The organism is Myxococcota bacterium, assembly GCA_039030075.1.
In the GTDB taxonomy this organism is placed as follows: domain Bacteria; phylum Myxococcota_A; class UBA9160; order UBA9160; family SMWR01; genus JAHEJV01.
The window spans coordinates 90,034-109,427 of sequence record JBCCEW010000014.1 but is presented as its reverse complement, the minus strand read 5'-3'; the positions used below and the strand labels follow the sequence as shown (position 1 = coordinate 109,427).

General features: G+C 70.7%; 14 protein-coding genes. 7 read left to right on the top strand and 7 right to left on the bottom strand.

Annotated elements, in window-relative coordinates:
• The first annotated feature begins 79 nt into the window (after nt 1-79).
• Complete coding sequence (locus AAF430_15815; GenBank protein ID MEM7411697.1) at nt 80-502, top strand: HIT family protein; 423 nt, start codon at nt 80-82, stop codon at nt 500-502.
• Between the two features lie 21 nt (nt 503-523).
• Here AAF430_15815 and AAF430_15810 read toward each other — a convergent pair whose 3' ends face one another.
• Nucleotides 524-2,761, bottom strand: a complete 2,238-nt coding sequence (locus AAF430_15810; GenBank protein ID MEM7411696.1) for a molybdopterin oxidoreductase family protein — start codon at nt 2,759-2,761, stop codon at nt 524-526.
• 106 nt (nt 2,762-2,867) lie between these two features.
• Here AAF430_15810 and AAF430_15805 point away from each other — a divergent pair, with 106 nt between their 5' ends.
• Entirely contained in the window at nt 2,868-4,304 is a 1,437-nt protein-coding gene (locus AAF430_15805) for an amidase (protein ID MEM7411695.1), read from the top strand.
• A gap of 259 nt (nt 4,305-4,563) precedes the next feature.
• Nucleotides 4,564-5,724: a 2-isopropylmalate synthase gene (locus AAF430_15800; GenBank protein MEM7411694.1), complete on the top strand. Its 1,161-nt coding sequence runs from the start codon at nt 4,564-4,566 to the stop codon at nt 5,722-5,724.
• On the opposite strand, the gene AAF430_15795 is transcribed toward AAF430_15800, so the two are convergent.
• The 6 genes from AAF430_15795 to AAF430_15770 all read right to left on the bottom strand — a co-directional run bounded on the left by AAF430_15795 (nt 5,721) and on the right by AAF430_15770 (nt 11,168).
• Nucleotides 5,721-6,458, bottom strand: coding sequence for a polyprenol monophosphomannose synthase (locus AAF430_15795; GenBank protein ID MEM7411693.1), 738 nt, complete (start codon nt 6,456-6,458; stop codon nt 5,721-5,723). The two genes, AAF430_15800 and AAF430_15795, sit on opposite strands and share 4 nt — an antisense overlap.
• Before the next feature lie 48 nt (nt 6,459-6,506).
• On the bottom strand, nt 6,507-7,295 hold the full coding sequence (locus AAF430_15790) for a class I SAM-dependent methyltransferase (GenBank protein ID MEM7411692.1): 789 nt from the start codon (nt 7,293-7,295) through the stop codon (nt 6,507-6,509).
• Nucleotides 7,292-8,233 (bottom strand): lysylphosphatidylglycerol synthase domain-containing protein, encoded by a 942-nt coding sequence (locus AAF430_15785; GenBank protein ID MEM7411691.1) that lies wholly within the window; start codon nt 8,231-8,233, stop codon nt 7,292-7,294. Before AAF430_15785 ends, AAF430_15790 begins: the two co-directional genes overlap by 4 nt.
• Nucleotides 8,230-9,333 (bottom strand): glycosyltransferase family 4 protein, encoded by a 1,104-nt coding sequence (locus AAF430_15780; protein MEM7411690.1) that lies wholly within the window; start codon nt 9,331-9,333, stop codon nt 8,230-8,232. The genes AAF430_15785 and AAF430_15780 overlap by 4 nt, the downstream gene beginning before the upstream one ends.
• Before the next feature lie 17 nt (nt 9,334-9,350).
• Nucleotides 9,351-10,067 (bottom strand): polyprenol monophosphomannose synthase, encoded by a 717-nt coding sequence (locus AAF430_15775; protein ID MEM7411689.1) that lies wholly within the window; start codon nt 10,065-10,067, stop codon nt 9,351-9,353.
• Between the two features lie 276 nt (nt 10,068-10,343).
• Entirely contained in the window at nt 10,344-11,168 is an 825-nt protein-coding gene (locus AAF430_15770) for a PDZ domain-containing protein (GenBank protein MEM7411688.1), read from the bottom strand.
• A gap of 246 nt (nt 11,169-11,414) precedes the next feature.
• Here AAF430_15770 and AAF430_15765 point away from each other — a divergent pair, with 246 nt between their 5' ends.
• The 4 genes from AAF430_15765 (at nt 11,415) to AAF430_15750 (ending at nt 19,382) form a co-directional block, all read left to right on the top strand.
• A complete protein-coding gene (locus AAF430_15765) occupies nt 11,415-13,481 on the top strand; it encodes a hypothetical protein (GenBank protein ID MEM7411687.1) in 2,067 nt (688 codons plus the stop codon).
• A 258-nt stretch (nt 13,482-13,739) separates the two neighbouring features.
• Nucleotides 13,740-15,782: a sodium-translocating pyrophosphatase gene (locus AAF430_15760; GenBank protein MEM7411686.1), complete on the top strand. Its 2,043-nt coding sequence runs from the start codon at nt 13,740-13,742 to the stop codon at nt 15,780-15,782.
• A gap of 43 nt (nt 15,783-15,825) precedes the next feature.
• Entirely contained in the window at nt 15,826-18,045 is a 2,220-nt protein-coding gene (locus AAF430_15755; protein MEM7411685.1) for a Na+/H+ antiporter NhaC family protein, read from the top strand.
• A 131-nt stretch (nt 18,046-18,176) separates the two neighbouring features.
• Nucleotides 18,177-19,382 carry an aminotransferase class I/II-fold pyridoxal phosphate-dependent enzyme gene (locus AAF430_15750; GenBank protein ID MEM7411684.1) on the top strand — a complete coding sequence of 402 codons (1,206 nt, stop codon included), beginning with the start codon at nt 18,177-18,179 and terminating at the stop codon, nt 19,380-19,382.
• Nucleotides 19,383-19,394: the final 12 nt, after the last annotated feature.

Genomic DNA, 19,394 nt, shown 5'->3' with positions numbered 1-19,394 from the left:
GCTCGCCGGCAGCCGTCAAGGTCGGGTAAAGAGGCGAAACCGCCGTTTACACGGGGTTTACGTCTCGTAGACTGCGCGCGTGCAAGACGGCTGCATCTTCTGCCAGATCGTGGCGGGCGCGGCACCCGCCCACGTCGTCTACGAGGACGCGCGCATCCTGGCCGTCCTCGACCTGTTCCCCGTGGCGGAGGGGCACACCCTGATCATTCCGAAGGCCCACGCCGAGAACGTCTTCGAGGCCAGGTCCGAAGACCTGGCGGGCGTGATGGCGGCTTCGAAACCGCTGGCCCACGCGATCCGTGCCGCGTTCACACCGGATGGCCTCGGCGTCTACCAGCTGAACGGCGCTGCCGCCGGTCAGACGGTCTTCCACTACCACATGCACCTGATCCCCCGACGCGAAGGGGCCGGGCTCGCGCTGCACTCTCGGGTGCAGGGCGAGGCCGACGCCCTGGAGGCGGTGGCGGTCCGGATCCGGGAGGCGCTGGCCGGGACGCTCTGAGCGGCCGCGCCCGGCGGGCGATCAGACCGCCTCGACCTCGACGGGAATGCCGTTCAGGACGGCGGTTCCCGACAGCGGGTCCAGCTGGCTCTCGTCGGTGAGGACGTTGCTGTTGGTGCCGGGTCGCTCCGAGGCCACCGTCAGCTGCGTGCCCTTCTCGTCGTGCCCCCAGCCATGGGGAAGACTGACGACGCCCGGCGCGATGTCGTCGGTCACTTCCACCGGGGCCGTGACGCTGCCGACCCGCGAGGTCACGCGGGCCCGACCTTCGGGTGCCAGGCCGCGTTCGGAGGCATCGGTCGGGTGGATCTGGAGCGTGCAGCGGTCGGGGCCCTTCGCCAGCATCGGCAGGTTGTGCATCCACGAGTTGTTGGAGCGCACATGGCGTCGACCGACGAGCACGAGGTCGGGCGCGGCTTCGGCCAGGACCTCGGCCAGGCGCGCGAGGTCGTCGATGATCACCTCGGGTGCCAACTCGATCTTGCCGCTCGGGGTGCGCAGGATCTCGGGAACGCGGGGCTCGAGCCGACCGAGGTCGACGCCGTTCGGGCTGGCTTCGAGCTTCGCCAACGTCAGCCCATCGGGCTGCGCACCGAAGTGATCGCCGTAGGGGCCCGAGCGCACCGCGAAGTCGATCAGGCGCTCGGGGCCGCGCCGCGGTGCCAGGGCCGCCAGGATCTCGCCCGTGTCGCGGCCGGCGAGGGGGCCGTGCTTTGCGCGGGTCGCGCTCTCCACCTGGCGCTGTACCGCGAAGTCGTCGAGGGCGGCGAGATCGGCCTTCGGGCCCTGGCCTAGCAGGACGCCGGTGAGTCGCAGCAGGATCTCCCACTCCTGCAGGGCGCCGGTGGGGACCGGGAAGACTGGCGGCGAGTAGCGCGACCAGTTCCGCACGGAGAACGCCGGGAAGACGTGGTCGTAGTGGGACTGCTCGAGCGGAGACAGACCCGGCAGGATCACGTCCGCGTGGCGCGTCGTCTCGTTCAGGTAGATGTCGATGCTCACCTGGAAGTCCAGCCCTTCGAGGGCCTGCGCCAGTCGCTGGGAATTCGGCGTGCTCAGTACCGGGTTGCCGGCGATCGTGAGGAGCGCGCGGATCTGGCCGTCGCCCGGGGTCTCGATCTCCTCGGCGAGGCACGCGCAGGGGAACTCGCCGAGCACTTCCAGGGCGCCGCGCACCCGGCTTCGGTGTCGGTGCAGGGCGACGCCGCTGCCCGCGCCGGGCTTTCCGCGGGTGTTCGGCGAGAAGCCGGCCGGCTTGGGGAACATCGCGCCGCCCCGGCGGTCGAGGTTGCCCGTCAGCACGTTCACGAGGTCGACGAGCCAACTCGCCGTCGTGCCGAAGTGAGTGGTGGTGGTGCCGATCCGTCCGTAGACGCAGCCCGCGTCCGTCTCGGCGAGTTCGCGCGCGAAGCGACGAATCACCTCGGCCGGAATCCCGCAGCGTTCGGCGACGAGTTCGGGCCGGAAGGCCGCGATCGCGTCGCGCGCGGCGTCCAGTCCTTCGAGCCAGTCGGCGAGGGCGCCCGGAGCCACGCGATCCTCGTCGAAGAGCGCGTTCGCGATGCCGGCGAGCAGCAGCGCATCCGTGCCCGGGCGAATCGCCCAATGCTCGTCGGCCACCCGCGCCGTCTCGCTGCGACGGGGATCGATCACGATCAAGCGGCCGCCGCGTTCGCGCATCTTGCGTGCCCGTCCACGGAAGTCGGGCACGGTCCAGAGGCTGCCGTTCGAGGCCATCGGGTTGGCGCCGAGCATCAGCAGGTAGTCGCAGTGATCGATGTCGGGGACCGGAACGCTCAGCGGGGTTCCGAACATCAGCCCATCGGCGACCTGTTTCGGGATCTGGTCGACGGTGCTCGCGCTGTAACGGTGGCGCGTCCGAAAGCCCGCGTAGAGGGCCCCGCTGTAGAGGGCGAGTGCGGTGTTGTGAGCGACCGGGTTGCCGGCGTAGATGCCCACCGCATCGTTGCCGTGGGTCTCGAGGATGGGTGCGATGCCCTGTTCGATGGCTTCGAAGGCCTCGTCCCAGGTTACGGGGACGTGGGTGTCGCCCCGCTTCACGAGGGGCTGACGCAGTCGGTCGGGATCGGCGTCGAGCTGGGCGAGTGCGGCGCCCTTCGGGCAGATGAAGCCGTGGCTGAACACGTCGTCCGGGTTGCCCCGCACCGAGACGACGTCCCGGCCCTGGGTGTCGAACATGAGGCCGCAGGCGGCCTCGCAGATCGTGCACTGGTGATAGTGGGTTTCGGACGTCGACATGACTGGATGGCTCCCGCGGAGAAGAGGTGGTCAGTATAGACGGACCGACCGGGCGGGCTTCGGGTATGCTGCGAGGCCGGCCGGATGAGCGTCCCGAGGAGGCCCGATGTCGAAGATCGCCGAGTACGAGGCCCAGGACGCGCTGGCCCTCGCGAGTTGGGTGCGTCGCGGGGACGTGACGCCGACGGAGCTTCTCGAAGAGGCGGTCCGCCGGGTCGAAGAGCGGGATGGCGAGATCAACGCGGTGGTGATCCGCGCCTTTGCCGAGGCGCGCAAGGCGATCGAGGCGGGCCTGCCCGACGGGCCGTTTCGCGGCGTGCCGTTCCTGCTCAAGGATCTGTACGCGGCCTGGAAGGGCATGCGCCTCACGAACGGCTCGCGTTTCTTCGCCGACGACGTCTCCGATTTCGATACCGAGCTGGTGGCGCGCTACCGGCGGGCCGGTCTCGTCTTCTTCGGCCGCTCGGCGTCTCCCGAGTTCGGGATCACTACCACCACGGAGTCACTGCTCTTCGGACAGACCCGCAACCCCTGGAACCTCGAGCACACCGCGGGCGGTTCCTCGGGCGGCGCCGCGGCCGCCGTGGCGGCGGGAATCCTGCCGGCCGCCCACGCGAGCGATGGCGGTGGCTCGATCCGCATCCCGGCTTCGTGCTGTGGTCTGTTCGGCATGAAGCCCACCCGTGCGCGCGTCCCGGCCGGTCCGGCGGTGGGCGAGGGTTGGAGCGGCATGAGCACGGCGCATGCGGTCAGCCGCAGCGTGCGCGACAACGCGGCGTTGCTCGATGCCTGCGCGGGCCCCGCGCTCGGCGACCCCTACTGGGCGCCGCCGCCCGAGCGGCCCTTCCTTGCCGAGGTCGGGGCCGACCCGGGGAAGCTCCGCATCGCCCTCCAGGTCGAGGCATTCAACGGAGCGACGGTCCATCCCGACTGCCAGCGGGCCGCAAGGGACGCGGCGGAGCTGTGTGCTTCGCTGGGACACGAGGTCGTGGACGCGAAGCTCGAGGTCGACCGCGAGGCCCTCGGTCGCGCGACTCAGGTCTTGATCGCGGCGAATCTGCGCGCGTCCTTGCTCGAGCGCGCCGAGCGACTCGGTCGGGACTTCACCGAAGACGACGTCGAGCCGATGACCTTCGCCATGGCGAACCTCGTCACCACCGCCGACGCCGCGACCTACGCCGGCGCCGTCCGCACGATCCATGCGGTGGGTCGCGCCGTGGAGCGGTTCTTCGAGGGCGTCGACGTGCTGCTCACGCCGACGATGGCGACCCCGCCCCTGCCGCTGGGCCGGGTGGCGCTCACGCGCACCGACACGCCCGGCCTGCTCGAGGACCTCGGACAGACGGTGGGCTTCACCCAGCTGTTCAACGCCTCCGGAAATCCTGCCATGTCGGTGCCGCTGGCGTGGAACGAGGGCGGCCTCCCGATCGGGATCCAGTTCGCGGGACGCTTCGGCGACGAGGCGACGCTGTTCCGCCTGGCAGGCCAGCTCGAGGCCGCGCGGCCCTGGTTCGATCGCACACCGCCGCGTCCCGGTGCTTGACGGTCGATCGGGCATGACGTACACAGGATTCATGGTGAACCCGCGCTCCTCGCGCCGTCTTCTCGGGCTCCTCGGCCTCCTGCTTACGCAGGCGGGAGAGGATCCCTTGCGTCGCGACTGAGACACCGGTCACCGCAAGCCAACCCTCTCCCGCCGAGCCGGCCGGAGGGGGTTTCGTCCTTCTGGGCGTCGCGTGCGGCATGGGGTCGTCGCGTCACCCGAGCATCCGGCCGCTCCTCGGCGATATCAGGAGCACGCCATGTCCGATCGAGTTCGCATCTTCGATACCACCCTGCGCGACGGGGAGCAGACCGCAGGGGTCTGCTTCTCGCCGGCCGAGAAGGTCCGCATCGCGAGCCAGCTCGCCGCGATGCGGGTCGACGTGATCGAGGCCGGTTTCCCGGCCGCGTCCGCAGCCGAGCGCGCCGCCGTCGCGGCCGTGGCGCGCGCCGTCGAGGGGGCGCAGGTGTGTGCCCTCGCGCGGGCGGTCCCCTTCGACATCGATGCGGCCATCGACACGCTCCGCGATGCGGAGCAGCCGCGCATTCACACCTTCGTCAACTCCAGCGACGTGCATCTGGCCCATCAGCTGCGAAAGGGGCGGGAGGACGTCCTCGGCATGGTGGACTACGCGGTGCGGCGCGCGCGCGAAGCGGTGTCCGACGTGGAGTTCTCTCCGATGGACGCCACCCGCGCAGACCCCGAGTTCCTCGTCGAGGTGATCCGGGTCGCGCTGGCGGCTGGCGCGACGACGATCAACATCCCGGATACGGTCGGCATCGCCTTGCCCGGACAGGTCGCCGAGCTGTTCCACATTCTGCGGGAGCGGATGCCCGAACTCGCAGAGGCCGTGCTCTCCTTCCACGGCCAGGACGACCTGGGCCTGGCCACGGCGAATGCCCTCGCGGCGGTCGGGGCCGGTGCGCGCCAGGTCGAGGTCGCCGTCAACGGGATCGGCGAGCGTGCCGGGAACACTTCCCTGGAGGAAGTGGTGATGGCGCTGCACGTGCACGGGGAACGCCTGAACGTCCACACCGGGGTCGACCCGGCGGGTATCTGCCCGCTGTCGGCCGAGGTGGAGCAGGCCAGCGGGGTCGCGGTGCCGCCGAACAAGGCAATCGTCGGCGCCAACGCGTTTCGCCACGCCTCGGGGATCCACCAGGACGGCGTGCTGAAGTGGCGCGAGAACTACGAGGTGCTGGATCCGGCGACGATCGGCCACGCGCGTGGCAGCGAGATCGTGCTGGGGAAGCTCAGTGGACGCGCCGGTTTCGTCGCGCGGGTGCGCGCGCTCGGGATCGAGCTCGACGACGGCGAGCTGGACGCGGCCTTCGAGCGGTTCCAGCAGGTGGCCGACGGCCAGCCCTGCGTCGAGGATCCCCAGCTGCGCGAGATCTGTCGGAGCGCGCGTGCGGCCTAGCCGGCGTCGCCGCGCGGGGCGTAGCGCTCGACCGGGCTCGGTCGGAACGCCGTCGCGAGGACGTGCCAGGCCGCCCGGTAGATCTCGCGCTGGTCGATCTTCGAGACGCCGTGGGTGCGGTCTTCGAAGACGATCGGCACCTCGCGGATCCGGAAGCCGGCCCGCTGCACGCGCCACACCATCTCCTCGAGAAAGGCGTAGCCGGAGGCTTCGATGTCGAAGGGGGCGACGTGGAGGAGCACCTCGCGGCGATAGCAGCGGAAGCCGGCGGTGCAGTCGTTCACCGGGACCCGCAGCAGGAGGCGCGTGTAGAGGTTGGCGAATCGCGACAGCAGCTGGCGGCGCTTCGGCCAGTCGGCGACGCCACCGCCGCGCACGTAGCGGGAGCCGATGACCAGGTCGGCTTCCTTCGCGCGGTCGAGCATCTGGGGCAGATAGCGCGGGTGATGGCTGTAGTCACAGTCCATCGTCAAGATGAGGTCGAAGCCGGCGTCGAGGCCGTGGCGAAATCCCGCTTGGTAGGCGCGCCCGAGCCCCTCCTTGGCAGGCCGCCGGAGCAGATGAATCCGCGATTCGCTCGTGGCGGCTTCGGCCACCAGGTCGCCGGTGCCGTCGGGGCTGTTGTCGTCGACGACCAGGACTTCCAATGTGTCGTCCTGAGCGAGGACGTCGCGACACATCGGAAGGACGTTCGGCGCTTCGTTGTACGTCGGAAGGATGACCAGGGAACGCAAGCGCGCCAGGATACTCGAAGGCCGCACGCGTGGGGGAGGCGAGTTCCGTCAGACGGTCTGGCGGACGGGCCGCGGCTCACGGCACACGGCGATCCAATCGAGGCTGGTCTCGGCGTCCGGCGGCCCGATCGGAAAGTCCTCTACGCCGAAGGATTCCGTGCTGCGGTGTTCGCTGCCCCAGGCCCGCACCAGCCGCGCGCCCCAGGCGAAGAGGGACTCGACCCACGCGCGCGGGAGTCGGTCTCGCAGCGCCAAGGGATCGAGGCGCATCACCGTTCGGATCCGCGCCGACCGGGCCTGCAGGACCTTGTTCGCGGCGGCACTCACTCCCACCCCGAGGATCTCGACGGCCGCGAAGTGGTGCTCGAGCAGGGCTCGGAGCTCGGCCTCGGTGTACTCATGGAAGTGGTAGGGGTTCACCCCGTCGGAGCGCGCCACGTTCGGGGTCGAGATCAGCGCGACGCCTCCCGGGTGGAGGACCCGGCGCATTTCGTCGAGGTAGGGGTGGGGATCCTGGAAGTGCTCGATCACCTGGAAGCTCACGACCGTGGCGAAGTGAGCGTCCGGGCAGGGGAGGGCGAGCAGGTCGCCGCGGACGAAGCGGGTCGCTGAGGCGCGGGCGGCGGCATCCGGGGCCACCCGGTCGATCGCGTAGACGTCGGCTCCCTCGTCGCGCAGGCGAGGGCTGCCGTGTCCACTGCCCGAACCCATCTCGAGGATGGGTGCGGTGAGGCCCCGCGCAGCGGCCCAGTCGTACGCAGCCTGGTGTCGGGCCAGGTCGAGGCCGAAGCCCGTCGCCTCTGCGTGGAGACGCTCGCCCGTGAACGGCGCACTCACGCCGCGGCGTCTCTCTCGCGCCAGGCTTCCCGCGTGAGTTCGCGCGCGAAGGCGATGCCCATGGCCACGCGCATGCTGATCAGTCCGAACGAGAGGGCGAGCGACATCGCCAGCAGGCGTTCGGGGCTGGCGATGCCCTCGAACAGGAAGAGGAAGGCGGCCTGGCTGGTGCCCAGCCCGGCGACCGCGATCGGAAGCGCCGCCACCAACGCCGCGATCAGGAAGCCTGCCACCATCTGCACGGGCGGTGCGCTGATCCCGAATGCCACGAAGGCCGCCACGCAGATTGCGACGAAGCCCGTGCAGAACAGACAGCGAAGCACCAACAGCTCCCCGAGCCGCGCCAGGGGGATGTTGCGCAGCCCGTCGAAGATCGCGAGCTCGCGGAGCCGGTCGAGTGGACCCAGGGAGCCCGGCCAGCGCAGCACGAAGATGCCGGTGGCGCAGGCGCCCAGCGCTGCGAAGATCACGCCGACCTGCGGCCCGAGCTGGAGCTGGGTGCCGGCCACGATCGCCACGCTCGCCGACGCCAACACCACCAGCAGGTCGGTCAATGCGATCAGCAGAACGACGCTTCCGGCTCCGGTGAGCGAAAGGGAGGTGCGACGCCGCAGGAGGACCGTGAGGCTCGCGGCGCCGAGCGCGTAGTGGAAGATGCCGAGCAGGTAGCTCGCGCATTTCAGGCGGGCGGCGGTCCAGAGGCTGAGGGGCGCCGGTCCGGGCGGCACCAGGCGTCGGATGGAGATCGCGTCGATCGCGAGACTGCCGAACCCGTAGACCAACAGGCTGGGCAGCAGCACGGCGACGACCCGGGCATCGATGGCGTCGGCGAGTGCCGCCGGGTCGGTGCGGCGGAACAGCCAGACGAGCACGGCGCCGCTCACGAGGAGCGGGAGGATCCGGCCGAGGGTCGTCCGCAACGAAGGGCCTTGGCTCACGCGCTCTCCGGGGTGGGTGTCGTCGCACGGACGAGGGTTCGTTCGAAAGCACTGGCGGCACGATCCCAATCGAAACGCGCGGACCAGGCCAGAGCGGCCTCCGAGAAGCGCGTGGCCAGGGCATCGTCGACGAGCAGTTCGCGCAGCCTGGCGGCGTACGCGCGCGCATCCTGGGTCGCGACCACGAACCCGGTCTCACCGGGCCGTACCGAGTCGCGCAGGCCCGGGGCGTCGGCGACCACGTTCGGCGTGCCGAGGGTGTTCGCTTCGATCACGGTGAGACCGAAGCCTTCCTTGACCGACGGGCAGACGCACACGCGGGCGCGCGCGAGCCAGTCGTCCCGCTCTTCGCACGACACGAAGCCGGGGAAGCTCACGTGATCCGCCAACCCGAGGGCCCCGGCCCGCTGCCGCAATGCGCTCTCTGCCGAACCGCGCCCGACGATCGCCACGCGAAGTTCGGGAATCTCGGGGGAGAGCTGGGCCGCGGCTTCGAGGAGCAGGTCGACGCGCTTGTAGGGCTCCAGCCGACCGACGTAGACGAGCAGCGGCGCGCGCTTTGCGATCGGGGGGGCGGGGACGGAGGGGCGATCGACCCCCGGGACCTGCACCTCGATCTGGTCCTCGGAGAGACCGCGGGCGACCAGATCGTCGCGGGTGCTTTGGCTGATCGCGACCAGCGGGCGGCCGCGGAAGGCGAGCGGGATGGGACGCTCGAGGAGCCACACGCCGGCCGCGACGGGCCAGGGCACCTGGGCGAACGCGGCGGACCCGAACAGGTGGTGACAGAGACCGACGACGGGCACACGGGTTGCGGCGGTGGCGAAGAACGGGAGCTTGTTCAGACATTCCACGACCACGTCCCAACGGGCTTCGGCCCGGCGGCGGCAATGCCGGAACGCGGCCAGGTAGTAGGTGGGACCTCGTCCGACGCGCTCGATGGCAACCCCGTCGAGTTCGGCGTTCGCTGCCATCCCCGGTGCGCGTTCGGATCGCCAGTGGACCTCGTGGCCCCGCGTGACCAGGCGTCGCGTCAGCTCGTGCACGTGGGTCTCCGCTCCCCCCGCGCGCGGGTGTTCCGGGTCGCGTTCGTTCAGCACGCAGATGCGCACGGGGGCTAGAGCTGGCCCAGGACGCTGGCGAGTCGCAGGCGGGGTGCGAGCCAGAGTGCTTCGAGTCCGATCTGCCAGGTGAGTTTCGAGGCTCCGCGCGTGCGGTCGAGAAAGAAGAACGGGATCTCCTCGACGCGTGCTCCGAGACGGTGGAGTCGGTAGTTGATCTCGATCTGGAAGGCGTACCCGTTGCTTTGGATCGCGCCCACGTCGAGTCGTTCCACGATCTCCCGTCGCAGACAGCGGAAGCCGCTCGTGGTGTCGGTGACCGGGAGCCCGGTGACGCGGCGCACGTAGGCGTTGCCCAGATAGGAGAGGAGGATGCGCTCGATCGGCCAGTTCACCACCGTGATGCCGTTCAGGTAGCGCGAGCCGCTCGCCACGTCCGCGTGGTCGAGCGCACCGAGCAGGAGCGGCAGGGCATCGGGCGGATGGGAGAAGTCGGCGTCCATCTGGACCAGGCGATCGGCGCCGAGCTCGAGGGCCCGCGCGAAGCCCGCGCGGTAGGCCGGCCCCAACCCTTCCTTCGTGTCTCGGTGCAGGACGTGGACCCGCTCGGACTCCGCCGCCAACCGGTCCGCCGCCGCACCGGTGCCGTCCGGAGACGCATCGTCGACCACCAGCACCTCGATCTGGGCGTCCGCGTCGAGCACCTGAGGCACCAGGAGCGGGAGGTTCTCGACCTCGTTGTAGGTCGGGATGATCACGATACAGCGCGCCAAGGATCTCCCCGTGGTCCTAGTGTGCTTCCGCTGCGAAGCGCGTCGCGCGCGCGCGTCGGCAGCGGTGATGCCGGCTGGGGAGACCGTGGGTGACGGCTCGCGTCGTGCGCATGGCCGAGAGACTAGTCGATTCGCGGTCGGATTCCGCTGACATGGAGCGCCCCATGCCCGCGGAACCGCAGCCGCCACCTGTCGAGGAAGAGACGCGCGCCGGCACGCAAGGACGTCGGGTCACGCACTTGCGTGTCTCCAGCAAGGCACGCGCAGACGCCGGTGTCAGCGCGACGGGGGGCGGCGCGCGGTCTTCAGGCGCAGGCCCAGCGGACCCCGGGGCACGAAGAAGCGCAGGGTCTCGCCGCCGCGCCGAACCCGGAGCTCGGTGTTCGCGCCCGCGGCCCCTTCCGAGGTGGACTCGGTGAGTTCCCGCGGTTCGAAGACGCGGCGACCCGCGTAGGAGACGATCTCGTCACCGATCTGGAGACCGGCTGCGCCCGCCGGCGAGCGCCCGAGTACGTCGGCGATGACGACCCGGTTCTCGCGTCGGCCGGCATACAACAGCAGGTCGTAGTCTCGCTCTCCGACGTCTTCCCGGAGTTGTTTGCGCAGGCCGATCAATTCGCGCCAGTACTCGCCGTCGGCGAGCCAGCCCTCGCGCGAGGCACGATCGCGCAGATAGAGCTCCTCCAACTCCAGAGACTCGAAGCGGGTGCGCAGCGACGCGATCTCGGCCTCGGCGAGCTCGAGATCGCGGAGGGCCTGGTCATCGAACCAGCGCCGGGCGCGGTCGTTCGCGGAGACGGCATCGCGTTCGGGTTCGACCGGAGCGCTGGCTTCGTCTCCAGTCGGCTCGGCGGCTTCCGCCGTGGCATCGACACCCGAGAGGAAGACGGCGCGCAGGGTCTGGAGCTCTCCGGCGAGCGCCAGGCGTGCGTCGCGTTCGGCTTCGAGCTGGGCCTCGAGGGCCGCGATGCGATCCTCGGACGGGGCGCGGTTCGGGGCCGCCGCATCGGCGCTCGAGCCGCCGAGCCAGGCCGCGGCGAGCCCCGCACCGACGACCCCACCGCCGAGAGCGGCCCACGTCGAGCGCGCGCGGGTCGTCATCCGGCGAACCCGGTGCGGCAGCGATGGAGAGCGGGGACGCGTCGCGACATAGGGGCGGATCGGTGCCTCGGTCCGGGGGGTCGAAGTTGAGACGCCTGGCGGGCGGGTCGAGTTCCTGAGAATAGGGCGTCCGGCCGCTCGGGCGCTGCGGTTGCAGCGATGCGTCGGCCCCCGGGAGGCGTGCCGGAAAGCCAGCGGAGAGGGGTAGGATGCCTCCGGCGCGAGAGCGGGGAGGAATCCAGGCCGATGCTCGGCACCGATGACGCGGAGGCCCTTGGCTGGCGAGTCGCAGGCTGTGCGCTGTGGGCCATTGCCGTCGCCGTGCGCGTCTGGGAAGCCTGGCAGGCTCCGCTCCTCTGGGGATACGACGCGTGGGGCCACGTGTCCTACGTGCTCTTCCTCGACACCTTTCGTGCGCTTCCCTGGGCAGACCAAGGGTGGTCCTACTTCCACCCTCCATTGCACTACGTCTTCTCGCTTCCGTTCGTAGGGAGCGGTGATGCCCTGACGTTGGCGCGTGGCATGCTGGGCGTGTCGGCGCTGGCGAGCCTCGGCACCGCCGCGCTGGCCGGCGGGGCGGTGCGACTCGTGTTTCCCGGCACCCGCGGCCTCGCAGCGCTGGTGTCGGGATGTGTGGCCTGTCTGCCGGTGCACGTGATCGCCAGCGGCATGGTCGGGAACGAAGCCCTCGTCACGGCGTTCTCGGCTGCGGCCTTCGTCGCGTTCCTGTCGAACGAGGTGCGGGACGCGCCCCAGGTCTGGCGCACGGTCGGCGCGGGCGTCCTGGCGGGGCTCGCCTTGTGGACGAAGTACAACGGGCTGCTGATCGTGATGGCCTGGCTGGCCGCCGCCGTCTTCCTGGGACGCGGCGGAGCCCGACGCGTCCTCATCGCGGCGGGGGTCGCGGTGGTCGTCGCGAGCCCGCTCTACCTGCGCAACGTCTCCGAGTTCGGGACGCCGATTCCCACGTCCCGGAGCGTCGAAGCGGTGGCGTGGGTCGAATCGGGCCAGGCGCCCGGCCAGCGCCGCGTCATGGACTACCTCGCGGTTCCGGCCGCCGTCTTCACCGCACCGGATCCCCGCTCCGAGGCGCTGTTGGGATCGGTCTGGGGCACGGCCTATGCCGGGGTCTGGGGAGACGTGATGGCCGCCGCCCCTGCCGCCGTCGAAGCGCCGCCGGGTTGGCCGAGCGTCCTGGGACTGCTGCCCACGCTGCTCGCGGGGGTCGGTGTCGTGCTCGTCTGGCGAGACATGCGCCGAACGCGGCAGCGAGCCGCGATCGCCCTCGCGACCGCCTACGCGGCGGCGGTGTTGGGCGCGTTCGCGGTGTTCGCCTGGACGGTTCCGATCTGGTCGGCGCTCAAGGCCTCCTATCTATTACAGCTCTCGCTGCCGTTCGGTCTGGGAATGGCGCGGGGGCTCGTCGCGCTCCATCGCCGCGGTGCCGGCTTCTCGACGCTGGCGGTCGTGGCGCTGGTGCTGTGTTTCGCCGCGACGGCCGCGCGCACGCTCGAGGCCTTCGGGACCGGGCGCCCCGACAGTCCCGCTCTCGGGGCGATGCACTACGCGCTGGGAGACTACGGAGCCGCACGTCGCGCCTACCGGACCCTCGTCGAGAGCAGCGGCGGGTCGGAGGACGCAGCGGTCTGGCTGAACCACTGGGCGGCCACCGAGCTGGCCGACGGCGCTCCGGCACGCGCGGCGGCGCTCTACCGGCGGGCGGGGGAGCTGGACGCGCGGCGTGGGCGGAGCGATCCGGACCGCGACCGGGCGCTCGGCGTGGCCTGGGCCCTGGCCGGAGAGCCGGAACGTGCGCGCGCGACATGGGGCCCTCCGTCGACGCCCGGGGACTTCTCGAACCACGGGGCCCTGGCGGCTTCGGAAGGAGAATGGGCGGCGGCCGAGCGTGCTTTGGCGCGGGCCCTGGAGGCGTCCCCCGAGCTCCGGGCAGCGAGACACAATCGGGCGGTCTTGCAGGCGGCGCGGTCGGAGCGACCCGAGGAGGGCGAGATCGGCGTTGCCGTTCCCAGCTCGACTCCGCTCTGTGGTGGACCCCGGGGGTATCCGCACGGCGTCGGCACCGGGGAGAACCTTCACTGGAGCGTGGGACGTCGGGCCCTGTTGATCCTCGAGCCCGCCGGCGCGGGGACGCCGCCGGGTCTGGGGCTGGCGCGCCGCTCGTTCTACCGGGAGGCGCGCCGACACTGCGTGCGCGACGAGCCGGCCCGGACCCGCGGCGTCCGGGGCGTGGCGCGCACGGGGGAGCCGGAAATCGCGCGGCTGCCTCTGGAAATTCCCGGTGGGGACGCCTAGTTTCCCGGCCGCCCACGGACTGCGCGTCATCCGACTGCGCGGCCGCGGGCGCCTTCCGCCGCCGGCACGCGCCCGGGCTCCTGTCCGGGGAGGCGTTGCCGCCGGGAGCGAACGGCTTTCCCCGAAGGGCCCGCGCTGCAGAGCGGCTGGGCCGCGCCACAGCGAGCGAGGGGAGGGCGTCAGCCTGGCTCCCGCTTTCCGTTCCAGCCACCGGTGTGCGCGACGCGCGGCACCCCACCAGCTTGGAGATCCCAACTCATGGTCCAGATCGTCCTTTCCCTGATCGCCGCCGTCGCCGCCATCGCGGTGGGTGTGGGGCTCTACCGCCGGGTGATCGGCGCCCCGACCAGCACCGAGCGCGCGAACGAGATTGCCGACGCGATCCGGGCCGGCGCCGAAGCCTTCCTCTCGCGCCAGTACCGCACCGTGGCCATCGTGGGGGCTCCCATCCTCTTCCTGCTGCTGCTCTTCCTGGGCAAGTGGTACGCCTTCGGATACGTCGTCGGCGCACTGGCGAGTGCGGCGGCGGGCTTCATCGGCATGAACGTGTCGGTGCGCGCGAACCTGCGGGTCGCCGAGGCGGCGAAGTCGGGCTTCGGTCGCGCCTTCGATCTCGCCTTCCAAGGGGGTGCGGTGACCGGCCTGATGGTGGTCGGTGCGGGCCTGCTCTCCCTCGCCTTCCTGGTGCTCTGCATGCACATGGCCGACTACCACGCGCCCGACGCGCTCGTGGGGCTCGCCTTCGGCGGCTCGCTGATCTCGGTCTTCGCACGCCTGGGCGGCGGCATCTTCACGAAGGGCGCCGACGTCGGTGCGGACCTCGTCGGCAAGGTCGAGGCGAACATCCCCGAGGACGATCCGCGCAACCCGGCGGTGATCGCCGACAACGTGGGCGACAACGTCGGCGACTGCGCGGGCATGGCGGCCGACCTCTTCGAGACCTACGGCGTGACGGCCGCGGCGGCGATGCTGCTGGCCCACATCATCTTCCCCGAGCAGAGCGACATGTTCCTCTACCCGCTGCTCGTGGGTGTCGCGGGCATCGTCGGCAGCCTCGTGGCCCTGAAGTTCGTGTCGATCGACGAGCCCGCGCCCGGTCAGCAGCCGGCCGTGATGGGCGCGATGTATCGCGGCCTCGCGGTGTCGACGGGCATCATGATCCTGCTGACGGCCGTCCTGAGCCTCTTCATCGGTGACATCGCCGACGCCGACATCGGTGGCAACGAGCTCGGCTGGTTCAGCCTGGTGCTCTGCACGGCGGTCGGCGGCGGTGTGACCGCGGTCATGATGTGGATCACCGACGTCTACACGGGCGACGGATCGCGCTACGTCGACCGCATCGCCCGCGCCAGTGAGGGCGGACACGGCACGAACGTGATCAGCGGTCTCGCCGTGGGCATGCAGTCGACGGTGGTGCCGGTGGTCGTGATCGTGCTCGCCATCATGTCCACCTACGCGCTCGCCGGTCTCTTCGGCGTGTCGATCGCGGCGATGTCGATGCTCTCGCTCGCCGGCATCGTGGTCTCGATCGACGCCTACGGCCCGATCACCGACAACGCAGGTGGTATCGCCGAGATGGCGGAGCTGGGCGACGAGGTGCGCAACGTCACCGACCCGCTCGACGCCTTCGGCAACACGACGAAGGCGGTGACCAAGGGCTACGCGATCGCCTCGGCGGGTCTGGCTGCGGTCGTGCTCTTCGCCACCTACATCGAAGACCTCCAGCGTCTTGGCGGGATCCAGGTCGACTTCAACCTGGCCGACACCAGCGTGCTGGCCGGGCTCTTCATCGGAGCGATGATCCCGTTCGTGTTCGCCTCCTTCGCGATGGACGCGGTCAGCGAAGCGGGTCGAGCCGTCGTCGAAGAGGTGCGTCGCCAGTTCCGCGACATCCCCGGCATCATGGAAGGCACGGGCAAGCCCGACTACCGGACCTGCGTCGACATCGTGACCCAGTCGGCGCTGAAGCTGATGATCGCGCCCGCGCTGATTCCGGCGGCGATCCCGATCATCGTCGGCCTCGCGATGGGCCCCCAGGCGCTCGGCGGTCTGCTGATCGGTTCGATCGTGTCGGGCGTCTGCGTGGCGCTCTCCATGACCACCGGTGGCGCGGCCTGGGACAACGCCAAGAAGTACATCGAGATGGGCCAGTACGGCGGCAAGGGGTCCGAAGCCCACAAGGCCGCCGTGACCGGCGACACCGTGGGTGACCCCTACAAGGACACCGCGGGCCCGGCCATCAACCCGATGCTCAAGCTCGTGAACGTCGTCGCGCTGTTGATCATCCCCTTCCTGGGCTGATCCCAGCGGCGTCGCCGACCTCCGGTCTGCGGAGGCGTCTGGCGTGTCCCAGCATCCGATCCAAGTCGAGCAGGGCCGTCCCTTCCGGGGGCTGGCCCTGCTTGTGCTTTGCGCGCTCGGGCTGCTCAGGCCCGACGTGCCCGACGCGTCGCGCTGGTCGCAGAGCCTGGCGGACTGGCTGCGCCTGGACGCGGCGCGGGCGCGGGAAGGGGCCCCGTCGGTCCTCGGCGCACTCGCCGAGCGCGTCCCGAACGGCACCGTCTCGGTCGAGGTCCGTGTCGACGGCGCGGCGCGGGAAGACGAGCGTCTGCTCCGGGCCCTGCGCAGTGGGCTGAACGCCTTTCGCGAGCGCCCGCCGACCGGACTGTCGCCGCCCCTCCCGACGGGCCAGGACCTGCCGCGCTTCGTCGTGACGGTCGTGCCGGCCGGCGCCGAGCTCGCGGTCGAGGCCTTCCTCGAGACACCGGATGCACGCGAGCGCCTGGGGCCGTCCGAGGTGCGACGACTCCCCAGCCGGTGGGCGCTGCTACCGCCCCTCGTCGCGGTGGCGCTCGCGCTCTGGTGGCGCCGCACCCTGCCGGCGCTGCTCGGGGGCGTCTGGTGCGGGTCGCTCGTGCGGGCTGCCGGGGAAGGGCAGGGGGCGTGGAGCCTCTGGAGCGGCACCCTCGACGTCGTGCGACGCGATCTGTGGCGCGAGCTCACGAGCAGCTTCCGCTTCGAGATCCTCGCCTTCGTGGTCGTCCTGCTGGCGATGGTCGGCATCATGACGCGCGCGGGTGGGGTCGCCGGGCTGGTCGAGCGGGCCTTGCGCTTCGCGCGCGACGCCCGCTCGGGACAGCTCACCACCTTCGGCTCGGGGCTGGTGCTCTTCTTCGACGACTACGCCAACTGCATGCTCGTCGGAAACAGCCTGCGGCCGCTCACGGACCGGCTGCGGATCTCTCGCGAGAAGCTCGCCTACCTGGTCGACAGCACCGCCGCGCCCGTCGCGGGTGTGGCCCTGCTGTCGACCTGGATCGCGTTCCAGGTGTCGGTGTACGCACCCCAATTGCCCGCCGTCGGCATCGACGCTGACGGCTATGCGGTGTTCGTGGCGTCACTGCCGTACCGCTACTACTGCTGGCTCACCCTGGCCTTCGTCTTTCTGATCGCCTGGAGCGGACGCGACTTCGGCCCGATGCGTCGCGCCGAGGTGCGCGCGCGGACCACGGGAGCGCTGTGGGCACCGGGAGCCCAGCCGGGGATGGTCGCATCGCTGAGTGCGCTCGAGCCGAAACCGGGTCTGGGGCCTGCCGCCCACCGCGCCGTGTGGCCCCTGCTGGCGACCCTCTTCGCGACGGTCGCGGCGATCGCGATCGCGGGCGGCGCGGTTGCGCTACTCGGCGAGGGCGCCTGGCGCGATCTGACGCGTTGGCGGGCCGTGCTCTTCGCGGGCAGCGGCGCGGCGGCCACGTTCCATGGTGCACTCGTCGGGCTGGCCGTCGCCATGTTCCTCGCGGGTTCGCGGCCGCTCCGCTGGGGGCTGGTGTCCGGCGCCGGGCTCGCGGGGGTGCTCTACGCCCTGTTCGGGATCGGCGGCTGGGGAGCGGTGGCGGGCGGCGTGTTGGGCAGCGTCGCGGTGACGGCCCGGATGACCGCGCTCGGAGAGCCCGACCCGCGTCCGCACCTCACGGTTCCGGAGATGGCGCGAGCGGCCGCCGGAGCGGGACCCACCGTCGGCTTCGCGGTCGGTCTGCTCTTCCTGGCGTGGATGATCGGTGCGGTCTGCGGCGACCTCGGGACCGGACCCTATCTCGCCGCCTTGCTCTCCGACGCGCTGCCGGCGGCTTGGCTGCCCGCGATGCTCTTCGTGGCATCGGCCCTGGTGGCGTTCGCCACTGGTTCGTCCTGGTCGACGATGTCGATCCTGCTGCCCAATGCGATCCCCCTGGCCGCGAGCCTGGGCGCGGCCGACGGGAGCGGGCTCTTCCTGGTGGTCTGGGCGGTCGCGGCCGTCCTCGACGGGGCGATCTTCGGGGACCACTGCTCGCCGATCTCGGACACGACCGTCCTCTCGGCGCTGGCCACCGGTTGCGACCATCTGGACCACGTGCGCACCCAGGCGCCCTACGCCCTCTGTGTGGCCGGGACGGTCCTCGCGCTGGGATACGCGCCCCTCTGGGCGGGCGTCTCCCTGGCGCCGGGCTGGGTGCTCGTCGGCGGGCTCGTGGGCCTGGCGCTGCTCGTGCGGGGCTTCGGGAGAGCGTCGCCCGCGCCGTCTTGATCCGGCCGAAATTTCCAATAATCTTGCCCAATTGCGGGATTTCCGGCGTCCTCGCTCGAGCGGGCGACGACCTCCGGGCGCCGCATCCGGCTCGGCATCCCGCCCGTGGGCCGGGTCTCCGCGAGGCCGCGATGAGCGATCCGATCCATCACCACTTCGACAAGCTGAATCGCCTTCCGCCGTACATCCTGGCCGAGGTGATCGATTTGATGAAGTCCGCGCGGCGCGCCGGCGAGGACATCATCGACCTCGGGATGGGGAATCCCGATCTGGCGACGCCCTCCCACGTGGTCGAGAAGATCGTCGAGGCGGCGCGCAATCCGCGCAATCACCGCTACTCCGCCTCGAAGGGGATCCCGAACCTGCGCGCGGCGTGCAGCGAGTGGTACCAGCGCAACCACGGCGTCGAGATCGATCCCGACAGCGAAGCGATCGCCGTGATCGGCGCGAAGGAGGGGCTCTCCCACTTCGTGCTCATGACGATCGGCCCTGGAGACGTCGTGCTCTGTGGGGACCCCGCGTATCCGATCCACCAGTACTCGGTGATCATCGCCGGGGGCGACCTGCGCCACGTGCCCCTGTCGCCGGACACGGACTTCATCGCGAATCTCGAGCAGGCCATCTCCCGCACCTGGCCGAAGCCGAAGATGCTGATCCTGTCGTTCCCGCACAATCCGACGACGTGCGTGGTGGATCGCGCATTCTTCGAGCGGATCGTGGCCTTCGCGAAGGAGCACGATCTGATGGTGCTCCACGACTTCGCTTACGCCGAGGTGTGTTTCGACGGCTACAAGCCGCCCAGCATCCTCGAGGTGCCGGGCGCGCGCGACGTCGCGATCGAGTTCCTGTCGCTCTCGAAGAGCCACTCGATGGCCGGCTGGCGCGTGGGTTTCGCTGCCGGCAACCGCGAGATGATCCACGCCCTGGGCCGCATCAAGAGCTACCTCGACTACGGCATGCCTCAGGCGATCCAGATCGGCGCGATCGTCGCGTTGCGTGGACCCCAGGACATCGTTGCCGAGAACCAGGAGATCTACCGCGAGCGCCGCGACGTGCTGGTGGAAGGTCTGAGCGCGCCGGGCGAGGGCTGCTGGAAGATCGAGAAGCCGCTCGGAACCATGTTCGTCTGGGCCCAGATCCCGGAAGCGTTCCGTAGCCTGGGCTCGATGGAGTTCTCGAAGCGGTTGATTCGCGAGGCGAAGGTCGCGGTGTCTCCCGGGCTCGGCTTCGGTCAGCACGGCGAGGGTTTCGTGCGGTTCGCCCTGGTCGAGAACAAGCATCGCATTCGCCAGGCGGTTCGCGGCATCCGCCGCTTCCTGCGCGAAGCAACCGTCTAACGCCGGCCCTCG

Excerpts from the sequence above, each read along its gene's own strand:
- AAF430_15810 (MEM7411696.1), bottom strand. The coding sequence starts at position 2,761 with ATGTCGACGTCCGAAACCCACTATCACCAGTGCACGATCTGCGAGGCC.
- AAF430_15805 (MEM7411695.1), top strand. The coding sequence starts at position 2,868 with ATGTCGAAGATCGCCGAGTACGAGGCCCAGGACGCGCTGGCCCTCGCG.
- AAF430_15800 (MEM7411694.1), top strand. The coding sequence starts at position 4,564 with ATGTCCGATCGAGTTCGCATCTTCGATACCACCCTGCGCGACGGGGAG.
- AAF430_15770 (MEM7411688.1), bottom strand. The coding sequence starts at position 11,168 with ATGACGACCCGCGCGCGCTCGACGTGGGCCGCTCTCGGCGGTGGGGTC.
- AAF430_15765 (MEM7411687.1), top strand. The coding sequence starts at position 11,415 with ATGCTCGGCACCGATGACGCGGAGGCCCTTGGCTGGCGAGTCGCAGGC.
- AAF430_15760 (MEM7411686.1), top strand. The coding sequence starts at position 13,740 with ATGGTCCAGATCGTCCTTTCCCTGATCGCCGCCGTCGCCGCCATCGCG.
- AAF430_15750 (MEM7411684.1), top strand. The coding sequence starts at position 18,177 with ATGAGCGATCCGATCCATCACCACTTCGACAAGCTGAATCGCCTTCCG.